Origin of the sequence: Chitinivorax sp. B, assembly GCF_005503445.1 — a bacterium.
Taxonomy (GTDB): Bacteria; Pseudomonadota; Gammaproteobacteria; order Burkholderiales; family SCOH01; genus Chitinivorax.
Genome location: NZ_SCOH01000156.1, coordinates 1 through 1,334 on the forward strand (window position 1 = coordinate 1; position 1,334 = coordinate 1,334).

The 1,334-nt window shown below is 47.9% G+C and carries 1 protein-coding gene and 1 pseudogene; both read right to left on the bottom strand.

All coding sequences use genetic code 11. The annotated features are described in order from the left end of the window. Positions 1-260: 260 nt before the first annotated feature. Positions 261-704 carry an SUKH-3 domain-containing protein gene (locus FFS57_RS25010; RefSeq protein WP_137940525.1) on the bottom strand — a complete coding sequence of 148 codons (444 nt, stop codon included), beginning with the start codon at positions 702-704 and terminating at the stop codon, positions 261-263. Beyond that, positions 705-1,334, bottom strand: a pseudogene (locus FFS57_RS25545) (hypothetical protein); the annotation flags it as partial. It abuts the gene before it with no gap.

Genomic DNA, 1,334 nt, shown 5'->3' on the forward strand with positions numbered 1-1,334 from the left:
TGCGGCCGATGCGTTTACCGTCGGCATCGTAACGGTAGCGGCCCAGTAGCGTACCGGCGGCGCTGTCCAGATTGATCTGGGTCAGTTGTTGCTGGCTGTTGTACTGGAAGGCATGTTGCACAGTGCCAACACGCTTCAGGGTCAGATTCCCGACTGCATCATATTGATAGCTGGCCAGTACTTCGCCACTGGCGGCAGTTATCCGCCGAAATCAACCACTCTGACCCCTACGATTCCAGACTTTAAATTCACCATTTTTACTAAGGAACATCAACTCCATCTTTAGATTCAAACAATGCCTGAAATCCGATTTCAACACTTTCACCCAGTACACATAAGTAATCATCATATGCACCAAGCATTGCTCCTTTCTCGGAAATCAATAACACCAAATGCTGATTATATGCTTCACCTATAGGCGTGAGCCCATCTCCAAAACGAAGCTCATAATCTATTACACGTTCCCGAAATATACCTTCCATAGCAATAATCGGATCAAAATGAAACTCCTCCCAATCATCCCCCCTATATCCTTTATGCATGCCACTCAACCCGCCAAACTCTTCGAGAAATACTTTAACAGCGCTCCCAGCAGGGTAACCTTCATTCTTAAGCTTACCTATCACACCTTCAACATCAACTCTTCGACCCGGAAACCAACCCGTTGAAATTAGCGAGTTCTCAATAATTACAGAGTATTTCATTTAATCACTCGTTACCCTTGCACCATTTGTCGTAATTTGACAGTTTGCACAGCGCCTAAATGGCTCACCAGTTTTTGTCTTTACAGTATGAACTGTTAAGTTTTTCATTGATGCGCCATTCAACAGTGCTGCATTGCACGCATTAAATTCTGCACAGTTCGCAACTTGCCATCGCTCCAAACTTGGCTTTGGCATTCGATTTAACATCTCTGGGGCAATCACTTGTGGGACCGAACCACTAGTACCATAGTAGACAGCCCCTGTAGATCGATCTATAGCTACCGATGTCGCTCTAGGAAGTTTGCTTTTGGATTGCGTGCTGACAAGTTCTGCAGCCTTTTCCTGTGCTAAAAACTTTGCGCTTGAAACTTTGATCGGCGTCATTGCCAGCAATCCGCCCGCCACGCCTCGTAGGTCTCCCGCAACCTCCTTGGCTACGTCGTTGCGAGCCGGCACCCAAGGGTCCATGCGTCCCAGTGCACCGGATGTAGCATGCGTAAAGCGTTCCAGCCATGACGCAGTCCCATTGACCATGTCGGGCACAATATTACCGATGGCACCCAATGCACCGTTACCAATAGTAGCCCAGGTTTCTGCATGGAGATTGTTCGCCCGCAGATTCTGCCCACC

Excerpts from the sequence above, each read along its gene's own strand:
- FFS57_RS25010 (WP_137940525.1), bottom strand. The coding sequence starts at position 704 with ATGAAATACTCTGTAATTATTGAGAACTCGCTAATTTCAACGGGTTGG.